The organism is Falsiroseomonas ponticola (assembly GCF_016805305.1).
Taxonomy (GTDB): Bacteria; Pseudomonadota; Alphaproteobacteria; order Acetobacterales; family Acetobacteraceae; genus Falsiroseomonas; species Falsiroseomonas ponticola.
This window is the reverse complement of the sequence record NZ_JAERQN010000003.1, coordinates 276,787-300,668: the sequence shown is the minus strand read 5'-3', so window position 1 is coordinate 300,668 and position 23,882 is coordinate 276,787. Positions and strand designations below refer to the sequence as shown.

15 protein-coding genes are annotated in these 23,882 nt (G+C 71.8%); 11 read left to right on the top strand and 4 right to left on the bottom strand.

Going from position 1 to position 23,882, the window contains the following annotated elements; genetic code table 11:
* Positions 1 to 125 precede the first annotated feature (125 nt).
* The 7 genes from glnA (at position 126) to JJI54_RS32965 (ending at position 9,543) form a co-directional block, all read left to right on the top strand.
* Positions 126 to 1,565: a type I glutamate--ammonia ligase gene (glnA, locus tag JJI54_RS11910; protein WP_203073204.1), complete on the top strand. Its 1,440-nt coding sequence runs from the start codon at positions 126 to 128 to the stop codon at positions 1,563 to 1,565.
* A 275-nt stretch (positions 1,566 to 1,840) separates the two neighbouring features.
* A complete protein-coding gene (locus JJI54_RS11905; protein WP_203073203.1) occupies positions 1,841 to 2,803 on the top strand; it encodes a Bug family tripartite tricarboxylate transporter substrate binding protein in 963 nt (320 codons plus the stop codon).
* Positions 2,800 to 3,621, top strand: a complete 822-nt coding sequence (locus JJI54_RS11900) for an alpha/beta hydrolase (RefSeq protein WP_203073202.1) — start codon at positions 2,800 to 2,802, stop codon at positions 3,619 to 3,621. Before JJI54_RS11905 ends, JJI54_RS11900 begins: the two co-directional genes overlap by 4 nt.
* Before the next feature lie 21 nt (positions 3,622 to 3,642).
* The gene (gene acnA / locus JJI54_RS11895; RefSeq protein WP_203073201.1) at positions 3,643 to 6,315 is read left to right on the top strand and encodes an aconitate hydratase AcnA; all 2,673 of its coding nucleotides are present in this window, start codon (positions 3,643 to 3,645) and stop codon (positions 6,313 to 6,315) included.
* 71 nt (positions 6,316 to 6,386) lie between these two features.
* Positions 6,387 to 6,698 (top strand): hypothetical protein, encoded by a 312-nt coding sequence (locus JJI54_RS11890; protein WP_203073200.1) that lies wholly within the window; start codon positions 6,387 to 6,389, stop codon positions 6,696 to 6,698.
* 86 nt (positions 6,699 to 6,784) lie between these two features.
* Positions 6,785 to 7,864: an AI-2E family transporter gene (locus JJI54_RS11885; RefSeq protein WP_203073199.1), complete on the top strand. Its 1,080-nt coding sequence runs from the start codon at positions 6,785 to 6,787 to the stop codon at positions 7,862 to 7,864.
* 89 nt (positions 7,865 to 7,953) lie between these two features.
* A complete protein-coding gene (locus JJI54_RS32965; RefSeq protein WP_203073198.1) occupies positions 7,954 to 9,543 on the top strand; it encodes a GMC family oxidoreductase in 1,590 nt (529 codons plus the stop codon).
* A gap of 16 nt (positions 9,544 to 9,559) precedes the next feature.
* Here the strand turns inward: JJI54_RS32965 and JJI54_RS11875 are convergent, their stop codons facing one another.
* Positions 9,560 to 10,558 carry a tripartite tricarboxylate transporter substrate binding protein gene (locus tag JJI54_RS11875; protein ID WP_203073197.1) on the bottom strand — a complete coding sequence of 333 codons (999 nt, stop codon included), beginning with the start codon at positions 10,556 to 10,558 and terminating at the stop codon, positions 9,560 to 9,562.
* 214 nt (positions 10,559 to 10,772) lie between these two features.
* On the opposite strand from JJI54_RS11875, the gene JJI54_RS11870 reads away from it, so the two are divergent.
* The 4 genes from JJI54_RS11870 to JJI54_RS11855 are packed head-to-tail and all read left to right on the top strand — an operon-like array spanning position 10,773 to position 19,852.
* On the top strand, positions 10,773 to 12,254 hold the full coding sequence (locus JJI54_RS11870; RefSeq protein ID WP_226381677.1) for an efflux transporter outer membrane subunit: 1,482 nt from the start codon (positions 10,773 to 10,775) through the stop codon (positions 12,252 to 12,254).
* Positions 12,251 to 13,636 carry an efflux RND transporter periplasmic adaptor subunit gene (locus tag JJI54_RS11865; RefSeq protein WP_203073196.1) on the top strand — a complete coding sequence of 462 codons (1,386 nt, stop codon included), beginning with the start codon at positions 12,251 to 12,253 and terminating at the stop codon, positions 13,634 to 13,636. Before JJI54_RS11870 ends, JJI54_RS11865 begins: the two co-directional genes overlap by 4 nt.
* A 6-nt stretch (positions 13,637 to 13,642) precedes the next feature.
* Entirely contained in the window at positions 13,643 to 16,756 is a 3,114-nt protein-coding gene (locus JJI54_RS11860; RefSeq protein WP_203073195.1) for an efflux RND transporter permease subunit, read from the top strand.
* A gap of 3 nt (positions 16,757 to 16,759) precedes the next feature.
* A complete protein-coding gene (locus JJI54_RS11855; protein WP_203073194.1) occupies positions 16,760 to 19,852 on the top strand; it encodes an efflux RND transporter permease subunit in 3,093 nt (1,030 codons plus the stop codon).
* 168 nt (positions 19,853 to 20,020) lie between these two features.
* Here JJI54_RS11855 and JJI54_RS11850 read toward each other — a convergent pair whose 3' ends face one another.
* The 3 genes from JJI54_RS11850 to JJI54_RS11840 are packed head-to-tail and all read right to left on the bottom strand — an operon-like array spanning position 20,021 to position 23,878.
* The gene (locus JJI54_RS11850; RefSeq protein WP_203073193.1) at positions 20,021 to 21,751 is read right to left on the bottom strand and encodes an ABC transporter ATP-binding protein; all 1,731 of its coding nucleotides are present in this window, start codon (positions 21,749 to 21,751) and stop codon (positions 20,021 to 20,023) included.
* Positions 21,748 to 22,890: an ABC transporter permease gene (locus JJI54_RS11845; RefSeq protein WP_203073192.1), complete on the bottom strand. Its 1,143-nt coding sequence runs from the start codon at positions 22,888 to 22,890 to the stop codon at positions 21,748 to 21,750. Before JJI54_RS11845 ends, JJI54_RS11850 begins: the two co-directional genes overlap by 4 nt.
* A gap of 1 nt (position 22,891) precedes the next feature.
* On the bottom strand, positions 22,892 to 23,878 hold the full coding sequence (locus JJI54_RS11840; RefSeq protein WP_203073191.1) for an ABC transporter permease: 987 nt from the start codon (positions 23,876 to 23,878) through the stop codon (positions 22,892 to 22,894).
* Between the last annotated feature and the right edge of the window lie 4 nt (positions 23,879 to 23,882).

Genomic DNA, 23,882 nt, shown 5'->3' with positions numbered 1-23,882 from the left:
AAGGCTGGCCGGGTCGCCGGACTGCTCCCACCGGGAGCGACGGCAGCATCCGGGCGCGCGGCGGGGACCGGTAACGCCGCGCGGCACAGGGACCGGGGTTGAGCACGGAAACAGGACCGCACACGATGGCGAAGAAGCCGGCAGCCGGGGGCACGAATGCCGCCGTCTCCAAGGTCATGGAGATGATCAAGGAGCACAGCGTCGAATACGTGGACTTCCGCTTCACGGATCCCCGCGGCAAGTGGCAGCACACCGCGCAGCACGTCTCCACGATCGATGAGGACGTGTTCACGGACGGCATCATGTTCGATGGCTCCTCCATCGCCGGCTGGAAGGCGATCAACGAGTCCGACATGATCCTGATGCCGGACGCCTCCACCGCCGTCATGGATCCCTTCGCGGCCAAGCCGCAGATGATCCTGTTCTGCGACATCGTGGAGCCGTCCACGGGCCAGATGTATTCCCGCGACCCGCGCTCCACCGCGAAGCGGGCCGAGGCCTACCTGAAGTCCACGGGGATCGGCGACACCGCCTTCTTCGGCCCGGAAGCCGAGTTCTTCGTGTTCGACAGCGTGAAGTTCGGCACGGGCGGCAATTTCGGCCACTACATGCTGGAGTCCATCGAGGGCCCCGGCGCGAACATGAAGGACTACCCGGAAGGCAACATGGGCCATCGCCCGGTCGTCAAGGGTGGCTACTTCCCGGTTCCGCCGGTGGACAGCGAGACCGACCTGCGCGCCGAGATGCTCTCCACGATGGGCGAGATGGGCCTGCCGATCGAGAAGCACCACCACGAGGTCGCGCAGTCCCAGCATGAGCTGGGCACGAAGTTCGGGCCGCTGGTCCAGCAGGCCGACTTCATGCAGATCTACAAGTACTGCGTGCACAACGTGGCGCACAGCTACGGCAAGACCGCGACCTTCATGCCGAAGCCGATCTACGGCGACAACGGCAGCGGCATGCACGTCCACCAGTCCATCTGGAAGGCCGGCAAGCCGGTGTTCGCGGGCAACGGCTATGCCGACCTGTCCGAGACGGCGCTGTACTACATCGGCGGCATCATCAAGCACGCGAAGGCGCTGAACGCCTTCACGAACCCGCTGACCAACTCCTACAAGCGCCTGATCCCGGGCTTCGAGGCCCCCGTGCTGCTGGCCTATTCGGCCCGCAACCGCTCCGCCTCCTGCCGCATCCCCTACGCGACGAGCCCGAAGGCGAAGCGCGTCGAGGTCCGCTTCCCGGATCCGGGTGCGAACCCGTACCTGGCCTTCGCCGCCATGCTGATGGCCGGCCTCGATGGCATCAAGAACAAGATCCATCCGGGCGAGGCGATGGACAAGGACCTGTACGACCTGCCGCCGGAGGAGCTGAAGGGCATCCCGACGGTGTGCGGTTCGCTGCGCGAGGCGCTGGGTGCGCTCGCCGCCGACCACGAGTTCCTGCTGGCCGGCGACGTGTTCACCAAGGACCAGATCGAGTCCTACATCGAGCTGAAGTGGGGCGACGTGTACAAGTTCGAGCACACGCCGCACCCCGTCGAGTTCGAGATGTACTACTCGGTCTGAGGGGCTCCTCCCCTCGGACCAGCCCCACGGGGCGCCTGCCGCCGGCCGCGTGACGCGCGGCGGCAGGGGCCCGCGGGGGGCCTGGCATGCAGGGCCGGGTCGCGATGGCAGCATCGCGGCCCGGCCTTTTTTCTGGCGCGCGGGCCCGGGGCGGGCCGGGAAGCGGGCAGGACCCCCCGTGCAATCCGCCGCCACTTCGGGAATGCTCCCCCCAGCGCCGCCCCGGACCGGGGCGCGGATCGGGAATCGGGAGGATATCGATGACGCCCAAGGGGATGAGGCGCCGTGCCATGCTGGGCGCCCTGGCCGCCACGCCGCTGCTGCCCCGCGCGGCGCGGGCGCAGGCGGAATGGCCGAACCGGCCCGTGCGGCTCATCATCCCCTCCGCCGCCGGGGGTGCCGCGGATTTCATCGGCCGCACGCTGGGCCGGTTCCTGGAGCCGCATCTGCGCCAGCCCGTGGTGGTGGACAACCGCGCCGGCGCCGGCGGCGTGATCGGCACGGAAGCCGCGAAGCAGGCGGCGCCGGATGGCTACACCTTCCTGATCTCCACCAACTCCACCCATGCGGCGAACGAATTCCTGTTCCGCCGCCTGCCCTATGACCCGGTGCGGGACTACGCGCATGTCGGGCTGCTGGGCACCTACCCCACCATCGCCGTGGTGCCGGCGGAGGGGCCGGTGAATTCCATCCCCGCGCTGGTGGCGCATGCGAAGGCCAATCCGGGGCGGGTCTTCTACGGCTACTACTCCTCCTCCTCCCAGGTGCCGGCGGCGCTGCTGAAGGCGCGGGCGGAGATCGACGTGACGGGCGCGTCCTACCGCAACATCACGCAGATCGTGCCGGACCTGATCAGCGGGCAGATCCAGTTCGCCTTCCTCGATGCGCTGTCGGCGGCGCCGGCGCTGCAATCCGGCCGCGTGGTGCCCATCGCCGTCTCCGCCGCGCGCCGCACCGTGCAGAACCCGGACCTGCCGACGGTGGCGGAGAGCATCCCGGGCTTCGTGGTGGAGGGCTGGTTCGGCCTGACGGCGCCGGCCGGCACGCCGCGCCCGATCCTGGACCGGATGGGCACGCTGCTGCGCGACGCGGTGGCGGACCCGGCGGTTTCCGCCGCGCTGGTGCGCCAGGGCCTGACCCCGGGCTTCCTGCCCGCGGCGGAGATGGACCGCTTCCTGGTGGCGGACCGGGAGCGGTGGCGGGACTGGGTGCGGATCGCCGGGATCCAGCCGGAGTGAACCTGGCGCCGCCGCCCGGCCGGGTTCCGCCGGGCACGCGCCGCATCGCGCTGTCCCGCGGCGCGGTCTTCGCGGGGCCGGGGGCGGGCGTGCCCATCCTCTGCATCCCCGGCGGCTATCACGGCGCCTGGTGCTTCGCGCCCTGGCTGTCCATCCTGAGCGCCGCCGGCATCCCGGCCGCGGCGCTGGAGCTGCGCGGCAAGGGCACGCTGGAGGATGGGGCCGATCCCGCCGCCGGGGTGGAGGAATACGCGGCGGATGCGGCGGAGGCCGCCGCGGCGCTGGGGGGCCGCGTGGTGCTGCTGGGCCACAGCCTGGGCGCGCTGGTGGCGATGCGGGCGGCGGCGCTGATCCGGGACGTGGCGGGGCTGCTCCTCATCGCCCCCTCCCCGCCCGGCAACCTGCCCGGCGCGGCGGCGGTGCCGCTGGTGGCGGAGGGCGCCATGGTCCCCCCGCCGCGGGAGGAGGTGGCCGTGGCCCGCTGGTTCGGCGGCGCGCGGCCGGCGGGCGTGGCGGACTACCTCGCGGCGCTGTCGCCGGAATCGCCGCGGGTGCTGAACGACCGCTACGCGCTGCGCATCGCGATCGACCCGGCGCGCTTCGCCGCCATCCCGTCGCTCGTGGTGGAGGCCGGGCGGGACGATGCGGAACGCCACCCGGCCGGGCAGGACGAGGCCATCGCGCGCTTCCTCGGCGGCGGGCATGCGCTGCTGCCGGAGGCGCCGCATTGCCTGATGGCGGGCCCCTGGGCGGAGGCGGGCGCGGCGCCGCTGCTCGCCTGGTACCGCGCCCATGCGGCGGCGTGGGGCACGGCATGACCGGCGCGGAGGACTGATCCGATGGCACGCGACAGCTTCGGCGCCTGGCGGACCCTCACGGTCGGCGGGGAAGGCTTCGACTATGCGAGCCTGCCCGCGCTTGGCGAGGCGCTTGGCGTCGATCTCTCCCGCCATCCCTTCGCGCTGCGGGTGCTGCTGGAGAACATCCTGCGGAACGAGGACGGGCTGGTGATCCCGCCTGCGCAGGTGGAGGCGCTGGCCCGCTGGCCGGCGCCGAACCCGGCGCTGGAGGAAGTGGCCTTCCACCCCGCCCGCGTGCTGATGCCCGACAGTTCCGGCGTGCCGCTGCTGATCGACCTGGCGATGCTGCGCGATGCGCTGGCGGCGCGGGGGCTCGACCCGCGCCTCGCCAATCCCGGCATCCCGGTGGAGCTGGTGCTGGACCATTCGGTGACGGCGGAATTCACCGGATCCGCCGATGCCTTCGCCGCCAATCTGCGGCAGGAGATGGCGCGCAACCGGGAACGCTACGCGGTGGTGCGCTGGGCCATGGCGCAAGTCGCGAATCTCCGCGTGGTGCCGCCGGGCAACGGCATCGTGCATCACGTCAACCTCGAACACCTGGCGACCGGGGTGGTGACGGGGATGCGCGACGGAAGGCGGATCCTCTTCCCGGATTCGCTGGTGGGGACGGACAGCCACACGCCGATGATCAACGCGCTCGGCATCTTCGGCTGGGGCGTGGGCGGGATCGAGGCGATGACGGCGCTGCTGGGCCAGCCCGTCTCCCTGCCCGTGCCGGCGGTGGTGGGCTGCCGGCTGCTGGGGCGCCCGGGGCCGGGCGTGCTGGTGACGGATGTCGTGCTGACGCTGACGCAGGCGCTGCGGCGCGCGGGGGTGGTGGGCGCGGTGGTGGAGTTCCACGGCCCGGGGATCGACGCCCTGACGCTGCCGGACCGCGCGACGCTGGCGAACATGGCGGCGGAATACGGGGCCACCATGGGCTTCTTCCCGCTGGAAGCGGAGGCGATCCGCTACCTCGCCGGCACCGGCCGCGCGCCGGCGCAGGTGGCGCGGGTGGAAGCCTATGCCCGCGCCCAGGGGCTGTGGCGGGAGCCGGGGGCGGCGGCGCCGCATTACGCCCGCAGCGTGGATTTCGACCTGGGCGCGGTGGAGCCCTCCCTCGCCGGGCCGAGCCGGCCGGAGGACCGCGTGCCGCTTTCCGCCGTGCCGGCCAGCTTCCACCGCGCCTTCGCGGGCACGGCCGCGGTGGCGCCGCCGCCCGGGCGGGGCGACCGGGCGCTGCGGCATGGCGACATCGCCATCGCCGCCATCGCGTCCTGCACCAATACCGCCAACCCGCACCAGGTCATCGCGGCGGGGCTGCTGGCGCGCAACGCGGCGGCGCGGGGGCTGGCGGCGCGGCCCTGGGTGAAGGCATCGATGTCGCCGGGATCGCGCGTGGTCACGGCGATGCTGGAGAAGGCGGGGCTGCTGGCGCCGCTCGCGGCCACGGGCTTCCACGTCATCGGCTATGGCTGCATGACCTGCGGCAGCGGCGCCGGCCCGCTGCTGCCGGAAACCTCGGCCGCGATCGCGCGGGACGGGCTGGTGGCGCTTGGCGTCATCTCCACCAACCGGAACTTCGAGGGGCGGCTGAACGCGCAGGTCGGCGGCACCTACCTCGCCTCCCCGCCGCTGGTCGTGGCCTATGCCATCGCGGGGACGGTGCTGCATGACCTGGCGCGGGAACCGCTCGGGCTGGATGAGCAGGGCCGGCCGGTGATGCTGGCGGAACTCTGGCCGGGCGATGCGGAGATCCACGCGACCATGGCGCGTAACCTGGATGAAGGGCTGTTCCACGCGGTCTATGGCGGCATGGCCGATGGCGGGCCGGAATGGGCGGCGCTGCCGGTGGCCGAGGGCGCGCGGCTCGACTGGCGGGCGGACAGCCTTTCCATCCTGCCGCCGCCCTTCCTGGAGCCCGGCCTCGGCACGCCCGCGGGCGCGATCCGGGGCGCGCGGCCGCTGCTGATCCTGGGCGATGCGGTGACGACGGACCACATCTCCCCGGGCGGGACCATCCCGGCCGGGACGCCGGCGGGGGAATACCTGGCGGCGCGCGGCCTCTCCCCGCGCGACTTCGGCACCTATATCGACCGCCGCGCGAACCATGAGGTGATGATCCGCGGCACCTTCGCCAATACCCGCCTGCGCAACGCCATGGCGCCGGGGCGCGAGGGCGGCTTCACCCGCCACATGCCGGGCGGCGAGGTGACGACGGTGTTCGAGGCGGCGGAGCGCTACCGGGCCGAGGGCGTGCCGCTGGTGGTGGTGGCCGGCACCGCCTATGGCAACGGATCGTCGCGCGACTGGGCGGCGAAGGGCACGCGGCTGCTCGGCGTGCGCGCCGTGATCGCGGAGGATTTCGAGCGCATCCACCGCTCCAACCTGGTCGGCATGGGCGTGGTGCCGCTGCAATTCCCGCCGGGCGTCACGCGGCTGACGCTGGCGCTGGACGGGAGCGAGACCTTCGACATCGACGACCCGCTGGAGGGTTTCGCGCCGGGGCGGCGGATCGGCGCGCGCATCCATCGCGGGGATGGACGGGTGGAGGCGGTCAGCCTGGTCTGCCGCGCCGATACGCAGCAGGAGGCGCTGTGGCTGCGCGCCGGTGGCATCCTGCCCTATGCGCTGCGCCGGCTGGTGGAGCAGCCGGCGCCGGTCGCCTGACCCGCCCGGCCGCGGCAACGCCATGCCGTCCGCCGGCGTTGTGCCCCCTTGAGCATGAGGGGAAGCCAGGCATGGCGCAGGTGGTGACAGGGCTGTTCGAGACCCGCCGGGAGGCGGAGATCGCGGTCGAGCGGCTGGTGCAGGAACACGGGATGGACCGCCGCCGCATCCAGGCCTTCGCCGAGGGGGGCGAGAACAGCGCGGGCACCCGCGTCTCCGGCGCCGATGCCGAGGATGCGCGCCAGGGCGCGCCGGTGGAGGGCCAGCGCGCCGGGGCCATCCGCGTGCTGGCCGAGGTGGAGGAGGCGGCGGTCGGCACCGCCATCGCGGCGCTGCGCGAGGCCGGCGCCGCGGAGGCGGCGCTGCGCGGCGACACCGGCTGAGGGGCCGGCCCCCACCGGCGGATTCCGGAACGACCAGGGCGCCTTTCCCGCGTTGTGCCGCTGCACGACCCCGGAAAGGCCCCCCGATGCCCGACAGCGCCCCCCCTTCCCCCCCGCCCGGCGGCGGATGGCGGTCCGACATCGCCTTCCTGCGCCGCACGCTGATCGTGGCCGCGATCCTCGTGCTGCTGCTCGCCCTCTGGATGGCGCGGGAAGCGGTGCTGCTGGCCTTCGCGGCGGTGGTGGTGGCGGTCGGGCTCCTCGCCGCCGCCGCGCCCTTCCAGCGCTGGCTCGGCCGGCGCTGGGCGCTGGCGGCGGCGGCGGGGCTGGTCCTGGCCGTGCTGGCGCTGGGCGGCGCGCTGATGGGCAGCCAGGTGCAGGCGCAGGTCTCCCGGCTGGGGGAGATCCTGCCGGAGGCGGTGGAGCAGGCGCAGCGGCGGCTCGGCATCCAGCTGCCGGGCGGCGGCGGCGCGGAAGGCCAGCCCGGCGGCGCATCCGTCGATCCCGGCGCGGTCGGCAGCGCGCTGGGGCGCGTCGCGGGCTTCGGCGCGACGGTGGTGGATGCGGCGGCCGCGGTGGTGCTGGCCATGGTGGGCGGCGTCTTCCTGGCCGCCGATCCGGGGCGCTACCGGCGCGGCCTGGTGATGCTGCTGCCGCGCAGCCAGCAGCGGCGGGCGGATGAAGCCATGGCGGCCAGCGGCAAGAGCCTGCGGCAATGGCTGCTGGCCACGCTGCTCTCCATGGCCATCGTCGGCATGCTGGCGGGGCTCGGCGCCTGGGCGCTCGGCCTGCCGGCGCCGCTCGCCATCGCGATCTTCGCCGGGCTCTGCGAATTCGTGCCCGTGATCGGCTCCATCCTCGGCGCGGTGCCGGCGCTGCTGCTGGCGCTGACGATCGGCGGCGACACCTTCCTCTGGACCCTGCTGCTCTTCGTCGCGATCCAGCAGCTGGAAGGGGCGGTGATCGCGCCGCTGGTGACGCAGCGGATGGTGAACATCCCGCCGGCGCTGCTGCTGCTTTCCGTGGTGGCCTTCGGCGCGATCTTCGGCCTGGCGGGCGCCGTGCTGGCCGCGCCGCTGACCGTGGTGGCCTTCGTCATGGTCAAGAAGCTCTATGTGCGGGAGACGCTGGGCCAGGCGACGGAGGTGCCGGGCGAGCGGGGCTGAGCGGCGGATTGGTTGTCGCTGTCAACGGTCACGGCTAGCCTTCCCGCAAGGCCGCCGCCGGGCCGCGGCCGCCAGGGGGGAACCGGGCCGTGCAGGGCACCGACTACATCGTCATCGGCGGTGGCTCCGCCGGCTGCGTCATTACCCAGCGGCTGGTGGCGGCCGGCAAGGGCGTGCTGCTGCTGGAGGCCGGCAAGCCGGACAACCACCCCTTCATCCACATCCCCGGCACCTTCGTCCGCGTCATCGGGTCCCCCCGCACCTGGATGTACCGGTCGGAGGCGGAGCCGGGGCTGAAGGGGCGGCCGATGCATGTGCCGCAGGGCCGCACGCTGGGCGGCGGATCCTCGGTGAATGCCATGATCTACATCCGCGGCCAGCACGCGGATTACGACCATTGGGCCGAACAGGGCGCGGAGGGCTGGGGGTGGGAGGATGTGCTGCCCTTCTTCATCCGCGCGGAGGCGAACCAGCGCCTGGCCGGCCCCTGGCACGGGACGGAGGGGATGCTCCGCGTCTCCGACACGCGCTACCGCCACCCCCTCAGCTACGCCTTCATCCGCGCGGCGCAGGAAGCGGGCGTGCCCTACACGGACGACTTCAACGGCGCGCGGCAGGACGGCGCCGGCTTCTTCCAGACGACGACGATGGAGGGGCGGCGCGGCAGCACGGCGGCCACCTACCTCGCCAGCGTGCGCGGGCGGCCGAACCTGGCGATCCGCACGGAGGCGATGATCGAGGCCATCCTGATGGAGAACGGCGCCGCCACCGGCGTGCGCTGGCGCGGCCCCGATGGCGCCACGCACCAGGCGACGGCGCGGGAGGAGGTGATCCTCTGCGCCGGCGGGATCGGGTCGCCCAAGGTGCTGCAGCTGTCCGGCATCGGGCCGGCGGCGCATCTGGCGGCGCATGGCATCGCGCTGCGGCGGGACCTGCCCGGCGTGGGGGAGAACTACCAGGACCACATCTCCGCCCCCGTCTATGGCCAGACGCGGGAGGCGGCGAGCCTGCTGGGGCATGACCGCGGCTGGCGCGCGCTGCGGCACGGGCTGGAATATGTCCTGACGCGGTCGGGCCTGCTCTCCTCCAACATCGTGGAGGCCGGGGCCTTCGTGGATACCAGCGGGTGCGGGCGGCCCGATGTGCAGATCCACCTGACGCCGGCGCTGGTGGGGGATGTGCACCGCGCGGCGCCGCCGGGGCACGGCATCACCATCAACCCCTGCATCCTGCGCCCCACCGCCCGCGGCAGCGTCCGGCTGCGCAGCCCGCGGGTGGAGGACCCCGTGGTGCTGCGCGCCAATGCGCTGGGGACGGAGGAGGATATCGCGACGCTGGTGCGCGGCGTGAAACTCTCCCGCCGCATCCTGCGCGCGCCGTCCCTGGCCCGGGTGATCGAGCGGGAGATCCTGCCCTCCCCGGCCGATGACGTGCCGGACGAGGTGCTGGCGGACCATGCGCGGACGGTGGCCAAGACGGTCTTCCACCCCGTCGGCACCTGCCGCATGGGGCGCGATGCGATGGCGGTGGTGGACCCGCAGCTGCGGGTGCATGGCGTGCCGCGGCTGCGCGTCGCCGATGCTTCCGTCATGCCGACGCTGGTCAGCGGCAACACCAATGCCGCCGCGGTGATGATCGGCGAGCGCTGCGCCGATTTCCTGCTGGGAAGGGGGGCCTGAGCCCCCCGTCCCTTCCCTATTCCGCGATCAGGCCGAGGCGGTTGACCAGTTCGCGCTCGCGCAGCGCCTCCTCCCGGATGAAGGCGGTGTAGTCGGCGGTGTTCATGTAGCTCAGCGGCAGGTCGTAGCGGCGCATGATCTCCCGATGCGCGGGGTCGAGCAGCGCCTTGTGGAAGGCGTCGTGCAGCACGCGGACGACGCCGGGGTCCATGTTCTTCGGGCCGGAGATGCCGAAGGGCGCGGTGAAGGCCATGTCCATGCCGAGCTCCTTCAGCGTCGGCGCCTGCGGGAAGCGGGGGCTGCGTTCCTCCGTCCAGACATTCAGCAGGCGGAAATCGCCGGCCTCCACGCCGGGCGCCCAGCCGGAGCCATCGCCGACGCAGTCGATCTGCCCGGCATGCAGCGCCAGCAGCGCTTCCGAGATGCCGCGGAAGGGCACGTGCTGCAGCTTGATGCCGGCGCGTTCGAAGACGACGTGGGAGACGACATGGCCATCGGAGCCCACGCCGACGCTGCCATGCGTCAGCCGGTCCGGGTTGGCGCGGGCATGCGCCACGAAGCTGGCCCAGTCCGTCCAGGGGCTCCTGGAGTTCACGACCATGCCCAGCATGTAGCCGGACAGGCGGATGATGTAGGTGATGTCGTTCACCGGGTCATAGGACAGGCTGCGCCGCATGAAGGGCTGGCGGATCGTGCCCATGTGCGACTGCGCCAGCGTGTAGCCATCCGGCCGCGCCTGACCGGAGGCCAGGAACTGCGCCGCCAGCACGCCGCCGGCGCCGCTGCGGTTCTCGATCACCACGTTCTGGCCGAGTTCGCGCGTCGCCGCGGTGGCCAGCACCCGGAACACGACATCCGTCGTGCCGCCGGGCGTCCAGGGGATGATCAGGCGGATGGCGCGGTTCGGGAATCCGGCCTGCGCCAGCGCCGGGCTGGCAAGCGGCGAGGCCAGCGCGGCGCCGGCACCCAGCAGGGCAAGGCGGCGCGTGATCGCGCCGCGACGGGGAATGCTCATGCACGTTTCCTCCGGGCTCGTTGGCCCATTGCGTCGATGGTCGGGCGAACTTGTTGAGGGTGTCAACCGTTTTGCGGCGCCCCGGCTGCAACGCTTCGTTGCCGAAGGATGCTGGCGCCGGGCCGGGCGGTGGGCGACACCGAAGGGGATGCCGATCCCCCCCGCCGAAGCGCCGCATGCCCCCCGGGCGCAAAGACGCGTATCCTGCGCCGCGATGACCCTTGCCCCCCCGCCCATGCGCCGCCGCGTCGCCCTGGCTTCCCTGGCCCTTGCCGCGGGCTGCGCGCCGCGGATCGAGCCCGCCGCCTCCGGCCTCCGCCTGCCATCCCTGTTCAGCCGGGCCGCGCCGCCCGCGCCGGGGGCGGCGGAGGTGCCGATGCAGTGGCCGGACGCGGCCTGGTGGCAGGCCTTCGGCGCGCCGCCGCTGGATGCGCTGATGCGCGCCGCCATGGCGGGCAACCTCGATCTGGCGGCGGCGAATGCGCGGGTGCGGCAGGCGGATGCGCAGCTGCGCATCAGCGGCGCCGCGCTGCTGCCCTCGGTGGATGGGGACCTCTCCGCCGGGCGGTCGCGGTCCGGCAACCGGAACCCGGGCAGCGCCGGGCGGGGGGCCAACAGCTTCGGCGCCACGCTGTCCGCCAGCTACGAGGTCGATTTCTGGGGCCGCAACCAGGCGGCGGTGGAAGCCGCGCGGTCCAGCGCGCAGGCGGCGCGCTACGCCGTCGGCGTCACGGCGCTGTCCACCCAGGCCGCGGTGGCGAATGCGCTGTTCAGCGTGATCGGCGCGCGGGAACAGCTGGAGATCCAGCGCGGCAACCTGGAGGTCGCGACCCGCAACCTCGGCATCCTGCGCAGCCGCATCGCGGCCGGGACGGCCACGGGCCTCGATGTCGCGCAGCAGGAGACGGTGGTGGCGCAGCAGCGCGCCGCCATCCCGCCCCTGCAGCAATCGGCCGAGCAGAACGCGCTGGCGCTCGGCACCCTGACCGGGACCATCCCCGGGGAGATGGTGGTGCAGTCGCTGCGGATCGGCGCCATCCGCGTGCCGGAAGTGCCGGTGGGCCTGCCCTCCGAGGTGCTGGCCCGGCGGCCGGATGTGCAGCTGGCGGAGGCGAACCTGGCGACCGCCAACGCCAATGTCGCGGCCGCGCGGGCGGCGCTGTTCCCGACCATCGCGCTGACCGGGCGCGGCGGCGTCAGCGCCACCGCGCTGGACCTGCTGCTGCGGCCGGGCTCCACCCTCTACAGCCTGGCGGCGGGCGTGACGGCGCCGATTTTCGATGGCGGCGCGCTGCGCGCCCAGGTGGACCAGTTCCGCGCGCGACGGGAGGAGCTGCTGGCCAGCTACCAGCAGGCGATCCTGGCGGCGCTGGAGGATACGGAAGCGAGCCTTTCCGCGTTGCGCTGGACGACGGAGCTTGTCGAATTGCAACGCGTGCGGGTCGAGGCCGCGCAGCGCGCCTATGACATCGCGGAGGCGCAGCTGCGCGCCGGCACGGTCGATCTGCTGACGGTGCTGAACGTGCAGACCAGCCTCTTCTCCGCCCGCACCGCGCTGGCCCAGGCGCAGACCAGCCGGTTGCAGGCCGCCAGCGCCCTGTTCACCGCCCTTGGCGGCGGATGGGCTGTTGAGGATGCGGCCGCCGCGCCATCTGGGTGGGGCGGCCCTGCCGCCGGAGGCAGCCTGAGCCGATGAACGAAGTCCCGAAGACCCCGCCCGCCCCGGCGGAGACGAAGCTGGCCACGCCGGTCCGGGCGCGCCGGCGGCGCTGGCCCTGGCTGCTGGCCGGGCTGGCCGCCATCGCGGGTGGCGGCGCCTTCCATGCCTGGCAGGCCGGGCTGCCGCCCTTCGCGCCCGCGGTGCAGGCGCCGCCGCCGCCCGGCCAGCCCGGCCTGCGCCGCGCCGGCGGCGCCGCGCCCGCCATCCCCGTCACCGCCGCCGCCGCCAGCGTGGAGGACCTGCCCATCCTGCTGGATGCGCTGGGCACCGTGCAGGCCTCCAACACCATCACCGTGGTGCCGCAGGTCTCCGGCCGCATCACGGAGATCGCGTTCCGCGAGGGGCAGGAGGTGAAGGCGGGCGACGTGCTGGTGCGCATCGATCCGCGCAGCTTCCAGGCGACGCTGGACCAGGCGCTGGCCACCAAGGCGCAGCGGGAGGCGCAGCTGGCCAATGCGCGGCTGGACCTGACGCGCTACCAGCAGCTGCTGCGCAGCAACGGCACCTCCCAGCAGACGGTCGATACCCAGCGCGCCCAGGTGGCGCAGCTGGAAGCGCAGGTGCTGTTCGACCAGGCCACCATCGAGGCCGCGCGCACGCAGCTGGACTACGCGACGATCCGCTCGCCCATCGAGGGCCGCGTCGGGCTGCGGCAGGTGGATATCGGCAACCTCGTCTCCTCCAGCAGCACCACGGGGATCGTGGTGGTGACGCAGCTGCGCCCCATCACGGTGAACTTCACCCTGCCGCAGCAGACGCTGCCGCAGGTGATGCAGGCGCTGGCCGCGGGGCCGGTGCCGGTGGAGGCGCGCCTGGCGGAGAATGCGCCGCCGCGGCTGGATGGCTCCCCCCAGCCGCCCAACCCGATCGGCCAGGTGGTCACCATCGACAACCAGGTGGACAGCGCCACCGGGACGATCCGCGTCAAGGCGACCTTCCCGAACGAGGACCAGCGCCTGTGGCCGGGCGCCTTCGTCAATACGCGCATCCAGGTGGCGGTGCTGCGCGGCGTGACGGTGCTGCCGCTGGTGGCCGTGCAGCGCGGGCCGCAGGGGCCCTACGCCTTCGTGGTGCGGGACGACAGCACGGTGGAGCAGCGCAACATCACGATCGGCACCATCGCCGGCACGCAGGCGGTGGTGCTGGCGGGCATGCGGCCCGGGGAACGCGCGGTGACATCGGGCGCGCTGCGCCTGGTGAATGGCAGCCTGGTGCAGGTGGCCGAACCCGTGCGGCCGCCGCCTTCCGTGCCGCAGGCGCGGCGGCGGCCGCAACAGGCCCCGGCGGCGGCACCGGCGGCGGCCCCGGCGGCGCCCGCCACCCCGCCGGCCGAGGCGCCCGCGCCGGCGCGGCCCTGACCGGGCATGAACATCTCCGCCCCCTTCATCGCGCGGCCCATCGCGACCTTCCTGCTGGCGGTCGCGGTGCTGCTGGCGGGCCTCTATGGCTATCTGCGCCTGCCGGTCTCCTCCCTGCCGGAGGTGGATTTCCCGACCATCCAGGTGACGACGCAGCTGCCCGGCGCCTCCCCCGACACGGTCGCGGTGCTGGTCACGGCATCGCTGGAGCGGCAATTGGCGCAGATCGCGGGGCTGTCGGAGATGGTCTCCGTCAGCGGGCCCTCCGTCTCCCGCATCACGCTGCAGTTCAACCTGGGGCGTGACATCGACGATGCGGCGCAGGATGTGCAGTCCGCCATCAACGCGGCGCGGGGCACCCTGCCCTCCAACCTGCCCTATCCGCCCACCTACCAGAAGGTGAACCCGGCGGACCCGCCCATCATGACCCTGGCGCTGACATCGGACACGCTGCCGACCGCGCGGCTGTCCGATGTGGTGGACACGCTGCTGGCGCAGCGCCTGTCGCAGGTGACGGGCGTGGGGCGCGTGGCGGTGCAGGGCAACATGCGCCCGGCGGTGCGGCTGCAGGTCGATCCGCAGCGGCTCGCGGCCTATGGCATCGGCCTGTCCACCGTGCGCACCGCCGTCGCGGCGGCCAATGTCGCGGGGCCGAAGGGCTCCATCGACGGGCCGCAGCAGGCTTCCGCCATCATGGCGAATGACCAGATCTCCTCCCCCGCCGCCTTCAACGACCTGATCGTCGCCTGGCGGGACGAGGCGCCGGTGCGGCTGCGCGACGTGGGCGCGGCGGTGGAGGACCTGGAGAACACGCTGACCGCCGCCTGGTACAATGGCCGGCCCGCGGTGCTGATCGACGTGCAGCGCCAGCCCGGCGCCAACATCGTCCGCACGGTGGAGCTGGTGCGGGCGCAGCTGGCCAACCTGGAACGGGCGCTGCCGGCCGGCGTGCAGCTTTCCGTCGTCTCCGACCGGACGGAGACGATCCGCGCCTCGGTGGAGGAGGTGCAGTTCACCCTGGTGCTCTCCGTCGTGCTGGTGGTGGCGGTGATCTTCCTGTTCCTGCGCAGCGCGCGGGCGACCGTGGTGCCGGGGGTGGCGCTGCCGCTGTCCATCATCGGCACCTTCGGCGTGATGGCGCTGTGCGGCTATTCGCTCGACAACCTCTCCCTGATGGCGCTGACCATCGCGACGGGCTTCGTGGTGGACGACGCGATCGTGATGATCGAGAACATCGTCCGCCTGATCGAGGAGGGGAAGAAGCCGCTGGACGCGGCCTTCGAGGGGGCGAAGCAGATCGGCTTCACCATCGTCTCCCTCACCGTCTCCCTCGTCGCCGTCTTCATCCCGCTGCTGTTCATGGAAGGCGTGGTCGGGCGGCTGTTCCGCGAATTCGCCATCGTGCTGACGATCTCGGTCGTCGTCTCCATGATCGTGTCGCTGACCTTGACGCCGATGATGTGCGGCCTGCTGCTGCGCCCGCAGGCGGAGGAGAAGCCCGGCATCGTCAACCGCGCCTTCGAGGCCGGCTTCGAATGGCTGCGGCGCCTCTATGCCCGCACGCTGGACTGGGCGCTGGCGCGGGAAGGGCTGATGCTGGCCATCGCGGTGGCGACGCTGGGCGGGACGATCTGGCTCTATGTCGTGATGCCGAAGGGCTTCCTGCCGCTGCAGGATACCGGGATCATCGCCATCACGACGGAGGCGCCGCAGGACGTCTCCTTCGCCCGCATGGCGGAGCTGCAGCGCCAGGTGGCGGAGGTGGTGGCGCGGGATGCGGAGGTGGTGTCCGTCGCCTCCGTCGCCGGCGCCGGCACGGTGAATGCCGCGCAGAATACGGGGCGCGTGGTGGCGGTGCTGCGGCCGCGCACGGAGCGCAGCGACGACGTCTCCGCCGTGATCGACCGGCTGGCGCCGGAGATCGCGCGCATCCCGGGCGTGGTCGCCTACCTCCAGCCCGTGCAGGACATCCAGATCGGCACGCGGCCTTCCAGCACGCAGTACCAGTACACGCTGACCGACACCGCGGCCGATGAGCTGCGCGCCTGGGCGCCGCGGCTGCTGGCGGGGCTGCGGGACCTCCCGGAGCTGCGGGACGTGGCGTCCGACCAGCGGGAGGACGGCTTGCGCATCCAGGTGCAGGTGGACCGCGCCCGCGCCGCGCGGCTCGGCGTCACGATGCAGGCGGTGGACGACGCGCTGTATGACGCGCTGGGCCAGCGGCAGATCTCCACCATCTACGGCCAGGCGAACCAGTACCGCGTGGTGCTGGAAGCCGATCCGCGCCAGATGAACGACCCCGCCGCCATCGGCCTGCTGCGCGTGCCGGGCACGGTGACGAACGGCATCGCGGCGCAGGTGCCGCTGGCGGAGATCGCGACCATCACGCGCGGCAGCGGGCCGCTGACCATCACGCGGCAGGACCAGTTCCCGGCCGTGACCTTCAGCTTCAACCTGGCGCCCGATGCCTCGCTCGGCCAGGCGGTCACGGCCATCCGCGCCATGCAGGCCAGGCTCGGCATGCCGGACACCATGCGGGGAAGCTTCGGCGGCGACGCGGCGGAATTCGACCGGTCCCTGGCCGGCCAGGGCTGGCTGATCCTGGCCGCCGTCATCGTCATCTACATCGTGCTCGGCGTGCTCTACGAAAGCGTCGTCCACCCCATCACCATCCTCTCCACCCTGCCCTCCGCCGGCATCGGCGCGCTGGTCGCGCTGATGATGGTGGGGCTCGACCTCTCGGTGCTCGGGCTGATCGGCATCGTGCTGCTGATGGGCATCGTGAAGAAGAACGCGATCATGATGATCGACTTCGCGCTGGAGGCGCAGCGCGACCACGGCATGTCCCCGCGCGACGCGATCCGGGAAGCCTGCCTGCTGCGCTTCCGCCCCATCATGATGACGACGATGGCGGCGCTGCTGGGCGCGGTGCCGCTGGTGCTGGGCCATGGCGCGGGGTCGGAGCTGCGGCTGCCGCTCGGCGTTTCCGTCATCGGCGGGCTGCTGCTGAGCCAGGTCATCACGCTCTACACCACGCCGGTCATCTACCTGGCGCTGGAGGATTTGCGCGGCTGGGTGGGGCGGCGCTTCCGCGGCGCGGCGCCGGCGGCGGCGGAGTAGGGCGTGTCGATCTCCGCCCCCTTCATCGCGCGGCCCATCGGCACCACGCTGCTGGCCATCGGGCTCGCGCTGGCGGGGCTCGTCGCCTACTTCAACCTGCCGGTCGCGCCGCTGCCGCGCGTGGATTTCCCGACCATCGCCGTCAGCGCCAGCCAGCCCGGCGCCGATCCCGCCATCATGGCGTCCTCCGTCGCCGCGCCGCTGGAACGGCGGCTGGGGGAGATACCGGGGGTGACGGAGCTGACCTCCACCTCCAGCCTCGGCAGCGCGACGGTGATCGTGCAGTTCGACCTGAGCCGCCCGATCGCGAGCGCGGCGCGGGACGTGCAGGCGGCGATCAACGCGGCCATGTCGGACCTTCCCTCCGGCCTGACCAACACGCCCACCTTCCGGAAGCTGAACCCGGGCGACGCGCCGGTGCTGATCCTGGTGCTGACCTCCAGCACGCTGACGCCGGGGCAGCTCTATGACGCCGCCGACAATGTGGTGGTGCCGCGCCTGTCGCAGGTGGATGGCACGGCGCAGGTCAATATCGCGGGCGCCGAGCAGCCCGCGATCCGCGTCGCCGTCGATCCGGCCGCGGCCACGGCGGCGGGCGTCTCCTTCGACCAGATCCGCACCGCCATCACGGCCGCCAACGTCACCCAGGCGACGGGCATGCTGGAAGGTCCGCTGCAATCCGCGGCCATCAGCGTGAACGACCGGCTGCAGGATGCGGCGGAATTCGGCGCCATCATCGTGCGCCAGGCGAATGGGGCGATGGTGCGGCTCGATACCATCGCGCGGGTGGAACAGGGGGCGCGGGACCGCCGGCAATCCGGGTCCTTCAACGGCCAGCCGGCGGTGATCCTGACCATCTTCAAGCAGGCCGACGCCAATGTGCTGGAGGTGGTGGACGGCATCCGCGCCCTGCTGCCGGACCTGAAGCGCTGGATGCCGGCGGGCGTCGAGGTCACCATCATGCGCGACCGGTCGGAGACGATCCGCGCCTCGGTCGCGGAGGTGCAGCACACGCTGCTCATCAGCATCGTGCTGGTGGTGCTGGTGGTGGCGGTCTTCCTGCGCAAGCCATCGGCGCTGTTCGCCGCCGGCATCGCCGTGCCGCTGTCGCTGCTCGGCACGCTCGGCGTCATGTGGATGGTGGGCTATTCGCTCAACAACCTCTCGCTGATGGCGCTGACGATCTCGGTGGGCTTCGTCGTGGACGATGCCATCGTGATGATCGAGAACATGGCCCGCATGCAGGAACGCGGCATGCGGCCCATCAAGGCGGCGCTGGAAGGCGCGCGGCAGATCGGCTTCACCGTGGTGTCGATGAGCCTGTCGCTGATCGCGGTCTTCATCCCGCTGCTGTTCATGGGCGGGATCGTGGGGCGCATGTTCCGCGAATTCGCGGCGACGCTCTCCATCGCCGTCGCGATCTCCGCCATCGTGTCCCTGACCGTGACGCCGATGCTGGCGGCGCATCTGGCGCGGGCGGAGCCGAAGCCCGAGGGGCGCATCGGCCGCGGCATCGAGGCCGCGCTGGACTGGATCATCCGCGGCTACATGAAGAGCCTGGTGGTGGTGCTGCGCTTCCGGGTGCTGACCTGGCTGTTCAACCTCGGCCTCGTCGCGCTGACCGTCTGGCTCTACACCGTGGTGCCGAAGGGCTTCATCCCGACGCAGGATTCGAACCTGCTGCAGGGCTCCGCCCAGGCGCAGCCCGACACCTCCTTCCAGCAGATGGTGGTGTACCAGCAGCGGCTGATGGAGGTGCTGCGCGCCGACCCGGCGGTGGAAAGCGCCTCCGCCTCGCTCGGCGGCGGCGGCTTCTTCGGCAGTTCCAGCAACATCCGCATCCAGATCGCGCTGAAGCCGAAGGAGGAACGGGGCGGGCTGAATGCCGATGGCGTCATCGCGCGGCTGCGCGCGCCGCTTGCGCGCATCGTGGGGCTGCAGACCTTCCTGCGGCCGGTGCAGGACATCAACATCGGCGGCCGGTCCACCAGCGGGTCCTACCAGTATGTGCTGCTGACGCCGGACCTGGAGGAGCTTGGCATCTGGAGCGAGCGGCTGGTGCAGCAGCTGCGCACCATCCCGCAGGTGGCCGATGTGTCGTCGGACCAGCAGCGCACGGGGCTCGTCTCCCGCCTCGTCATCGATCGCGATGCGGCGGCGCGGCTCGGCGTCTCCGTCGCGGCGCTGGGCGCCACGCTGAACAACGCCTTCGCGCAGCGCCAGGTCTCCACCATCTACCGCGCCCGCAACCAGTACCGCGTGATCCTGGAAGTGGACCCGCTGCTGACCGAGAATCCCGAGGGCCTGCAACGTATCTTCGTGCCCGGCGCGGCGGGGCCGGTGCCGCTCGGCTCGCTGGTGCGGCTGGAGCGGACGGTGGCGCCGCGATCCATCACCCATCAGGGCCTGTTCCCCGCCGCCACCATCAGCTTCAACCTGGGCGAGGGCGCGACCCTCGGCCAGGCGGCGGAGCTGGTGGAGAAGGCGGTGCTGGACATCCAGATGCCCGGCAGCATCCGCGGCGAATTCGCCGGCAATGCCCGTGCCTTCCAGAACTTCCAGTCCGGCCTGCCGCTGCTGATCCTGGCCGCGCTGGTCGCGATCTACATCGTGCTCGGCGTGCTCTACGAAAGCCTGATCCACCCGCTGACCATCATCTCCACCATCCCGACCGCCGGCGTGGGCGCGCTGCTGGCGCTGCTGTTCACCAACACGCCCTTCACCATCATCGCGCTGATCGGCGTGATCCTGCTGATGGGCATCGTGAAGAAGAACGCCATCATGATGGTGGATTTCGCGCTGGAGCATGAGCGGGAGGGCGGCGAGGGCGGCATGACGGCCATCCTGGAAGCCTGCCGCGAACGCTTCCGCCCCATCCTGATGACGACGCTGGCCGCGCTGTTCGGCGCGCTGCCGCTGGCGCTGGCCACCGGGCCGGGGGCGGAGCTGCGCCAGCCCCTCGGCATCACCATCATCGGCGGGCTGATCGTCTCCCAGCTGCTGACGCTCTACACCACCCCGGCCGTCTATCTGGGGCTGGAGCGGCTGGCGGGCGCGAGGCGGGCGAAGCTGCCCGCGCTGACCGCGCGGGCGTGAGAGACCGCTTGAGAATGCCGGCGGCTGAGGGTCCGCAGGGGATTTTTCGTTGCTGCCAGGAAGCAGATGCCGCCGATGCTGGTTGCATCGGCAAGTCTGCTGACGCCGCAGCGGCGGAAAAGACCCGCGGAGCCGACCCGTCCGGCGTTCTCAAGCGGTCTCCGATGGCTACTCCGCCGCCGCCACGTAGCGGTGGCGGAGGTGGATGCGCCGCGCTTCCGGATCGGGCCGCGGCACGGCGGAGAGCAGCGCCTTGGTATAGGCGTGCGTCGGGTTGTCGCAGACCTGCGTCGCCTCCCCCGTCTCCACCACGCGGCCCCGATGCATCACCGCCACGCGGTCGCACATGTAGCGGATGACGCTGATGTCGTGGCTGATGAAGACATAGGCGAGGTTGAGCTCGTCCTGCAGGTCCAGCAGCAGGTCCAGCATCCGGGCGCGAAGCGAGACATCGAGCGCGGCCGTCGCCTCATCCGCCACGATGACGCGCGGCTTGAGGGCCAGGGCGCGGGCGATGCAGATGCGCTGGCGCTGGCCGCCGGAGAAGGCGTGGGGGTAGCGCTCCGCCCAGCCAGGCTCGATGCCCACGCGTTCCAGCAGCGCGGCCACGCGGTCGCGCAGTTCCGCGCCGCGCGCCAGGCCATTGACCAGCAGCGGCTCCCCCACGATCTGCGCCACCGTCATGCGCGGGTTCAGGCTGGCGAAGGGGTCCTGGAAGACCATGCGGATCTCGCGCCGCGCGGCGCGCAGCGTCTCGCCCTCGGCCTTCGCCAGGTCGATCTCCGTGCCATCCTCCCGCCGGTAATGGATGGCGCCGCCCGTGGGGTCCGTGACGCGCAGGATGCAGCGGCCGAGCGAGGTCTTGCCGGAGCCGCTTTCGCCGACGACGCCAAGCGTCTCCCCCGGCCGCACCTCCAGCGTCACGCCATCGACGGCGCGGACCTCCCCCACCTTCCGGCGCATGATGCCCTTCACGATGGGGAAGACCATGGAGAGGTTGTCGATCCGCAGGATGGGCGGCGGCGGCACCGGCGGTTCCACGCGCTTCAGCCGGATGTCGGAGGGGCGTTCCAGCTTGGTGACATTGCCGAGCAGCATGCGCGTATAGGCATCGCGCGGCGCGGCGAAGAGGCTGCGCACCTTCCCGCTTTCCCGCACGCGCCCGCGTTCCATGACGACGACGTCGTGCGCGATCTCCGCCACGACGCCCATGTCGTGGGTGATGAACATCACCGTCATGCCGCGCTGCTGCTGCAACCGGCCGATGAGGTCCAGGATCTCCGCCTGCGTCGTGACGTCGAGCGCCGTGGTGGGTTCGTCCGCGATCAGCACGGCGGGGTCGCAGGCCAGCGCCATGGCGATCATCACGCGCTGGCGCATGCCGCCGGAGAATTCGAAGGTGTAGCGGTCCACCGCGCGATGGGGGTCCGGGATCTCGACGGAGGCCAGCAGCTCGATCGCCCGCTCCCGCGCCTGCTTGCGGGACAGGCCGAGATGCAGGCGCACCGCCTCCCCCACCTGGTCCCCCACCTTGTGGACGGGGGAGAGGGAGGACATCGGTTCCTGGAAGATCATCGCGATCTCGTCGCCGCGCAGGTCGCGGATGGCGCGGCCGCGCGGGTCCAGCGCGGCGAGATCGACGGTCGAGGCATCCTTGCGATGGAACAGGATCTGCCCGCCGGTGATACGGCCGGGCGGATCGACGATCTGCAGGATCGACCGCGCGGTGACGGATTTGCCGGAGCCGCTCTCCCCGACGACGCAGGTGGTGAGGCCGCGCGCGAGGGAGAAGGAGACGCCATCCACCGCGCGCACCAGGCCGGTGCGGGTGGGGAAGGAGACGTGGAGGTCGCGGACCTCCAGCACCGGAGCATTGAGCGTTGGGGCGGTGTCGGTCATTTCTGGTACGGGTCCGCCGCGTCGCGAAGGCCATCGCCGAGGAAGTTCAGCGCCAGCACCGCGATCACCACCGCGCCGCCCGGCGCGAAGAGCCACGGTGCCGTCGCGATGGAGCGGATGTTCTGCGCTTCCCGCAGCAGCACGCCCCAGGAGATGACGGGCGGCTGCAGGCCGAGGCCGAGGAAGGAGAGCGCCGTCTCCGCCAGGATCATCGCCGGGATGGCCAGCGTGATGGAGGCGATGATGTGGGAGGCGAAGGAGGGCAGCATGTGGCGGAAGATGATGCGCTTCTCCGACGCGCCATCGAGCCGCGCGGCGGTGACGAAATCCTCCGTCCGCAGCGACAGGAAGCGCCCGCGCACCACGCGCGCCAGCTGCGCCCAGCCGACCAGCGACAGGATGATGGTGATGCAGAGATAGATGCGCTCCGGCGGCCAGCCCTGCGGCAGCGCCGCGCCCAGCGCCAGCCAGATCGGGATGGTCGGCAGGGACAGGACGAATTCGATGACGCGCTGGATCACGAAATCGACGCGCCCGCCGTAATAGCCGGAGATGCCGCCGAGGATCAGCCCGATGACGAGGGAGAGGAAGACGCCGATCAGGCCGATGAAGAGCGAGGTCTGCGCCGCCTTCATCATGCGGCTGTAGACGTCGCGCCCCAGGCGATCCGCGCCGAAGAGGAAGACGCTGTCGCGCGGGTTCTCCGGCCCGAAGAGATGGATGCTGGTCGTGAAGAGGCCGAGGAATTCGTATTCGTAGCCCTCGACGAAGAAGCCGAGATAGATCTTGCGGCTGGGGTCGGGCGTGAAGGTCGGCGCCAGGGTCACGCGGTCCCGCGTCAGGCGCATGGCCTGCACATGCGGGCGGATGCGCCAGCCATCCTCCGTCGTCTCCAGCAGGCGGATCATCTGCGGGGGGTGGAAGACGGCGCGGGCGTTCTGCTTGCCGGGATCGGTGGTGGCCAGGAAATCCGGCACCAGCGCGACCACGTAGAGCAGCAGCACGATGATGCCGCCCGCCATGGCCAGCTTGTGGCGGCGGAAGTTCCACCACATCAGCCGCCATTGGGAAGCGGCCGCGGTGCGGTCGATGGCGCGGTCCCCGGGTGGCGTCGCGGCGCCGGGCTGGATGGCGTTCATCTCAATCGTACCGGATGCGCGGATCGACCAGCGCCAGCAGGATGTCCGACAGCAGCATGCCCACCAGCGTCAGCGTGCACATCAGCAGCAGGAAGGCGCCGGCCAGGTACATGTCCTGGCTCAGCAGCGCCTGCAGTAGCAGCGGCCCCGCGATGGGCAGCGACATCACCACCGCCACGATGGTGGCCCCCGAGATCAGCTGCGGCAGCATCCAGCCGATGGTGGAGATCAACGGATTGATCGCGAGCCGCACGGGATACTTGATGAGCAGCCTGATCTCCGACAGCCCCTTGGCGCGCGCGGTGGTGACGTAAGGGCGGTGCAGCTCATCGAGCATGTTGGCGCGCATCACGCGCACCAGCCCCGCCGTGCCGTTCACCGCCAGGATCACCACCGGCACCCAGAGATGCGCGAGCAGGTCGAGGAACTTGTCGAAGGACCAGGGCGCGGTCTGATAGGCCTCGCTGAACAGGCCGCCGACATCCTGGCCGAAATGCACGACCGCGACATACATCAGCACCAGCGCCAGCAGGAAGCCGGGGATGGCGAGGCCGAGGAAGGCGATGAAGGTGAAGAGGTAGTCGAGGATGCTGTACTGCCGCACGGCGGAGAGCACGCCGATGGGCAGCGCGATGGCCCAGGTCATCGCCAGCGTCGAGGAGGTCAGCAGCAGGGTCAGCCCCATCCGTTCCCAGATCAGGCCGGAGACGGGCTGCTGCCATTCGAAGGACAGGCCGAAATCGCCGTGCAGCAGGATGCCGGTGATCCATTTCCAGTACTGCACGATGAAGGGCTGCTCCAGCCCGAAGCGCTCGCGCAGCTCCTGCGCCGTGCGCTGGTCCACGATCTCGTTCGAGGCGGCGAGCGTCGCGACATAGGTGGTGACGTAGTCGCCCGGCGGCAGCTGGATGAGGAAGAAGGCCAGGAAGCTGACCGCCACCAGGGAGGGCACCATCCAGACCAGGCGGCGGAGGATATAGGCCAGCATGCGG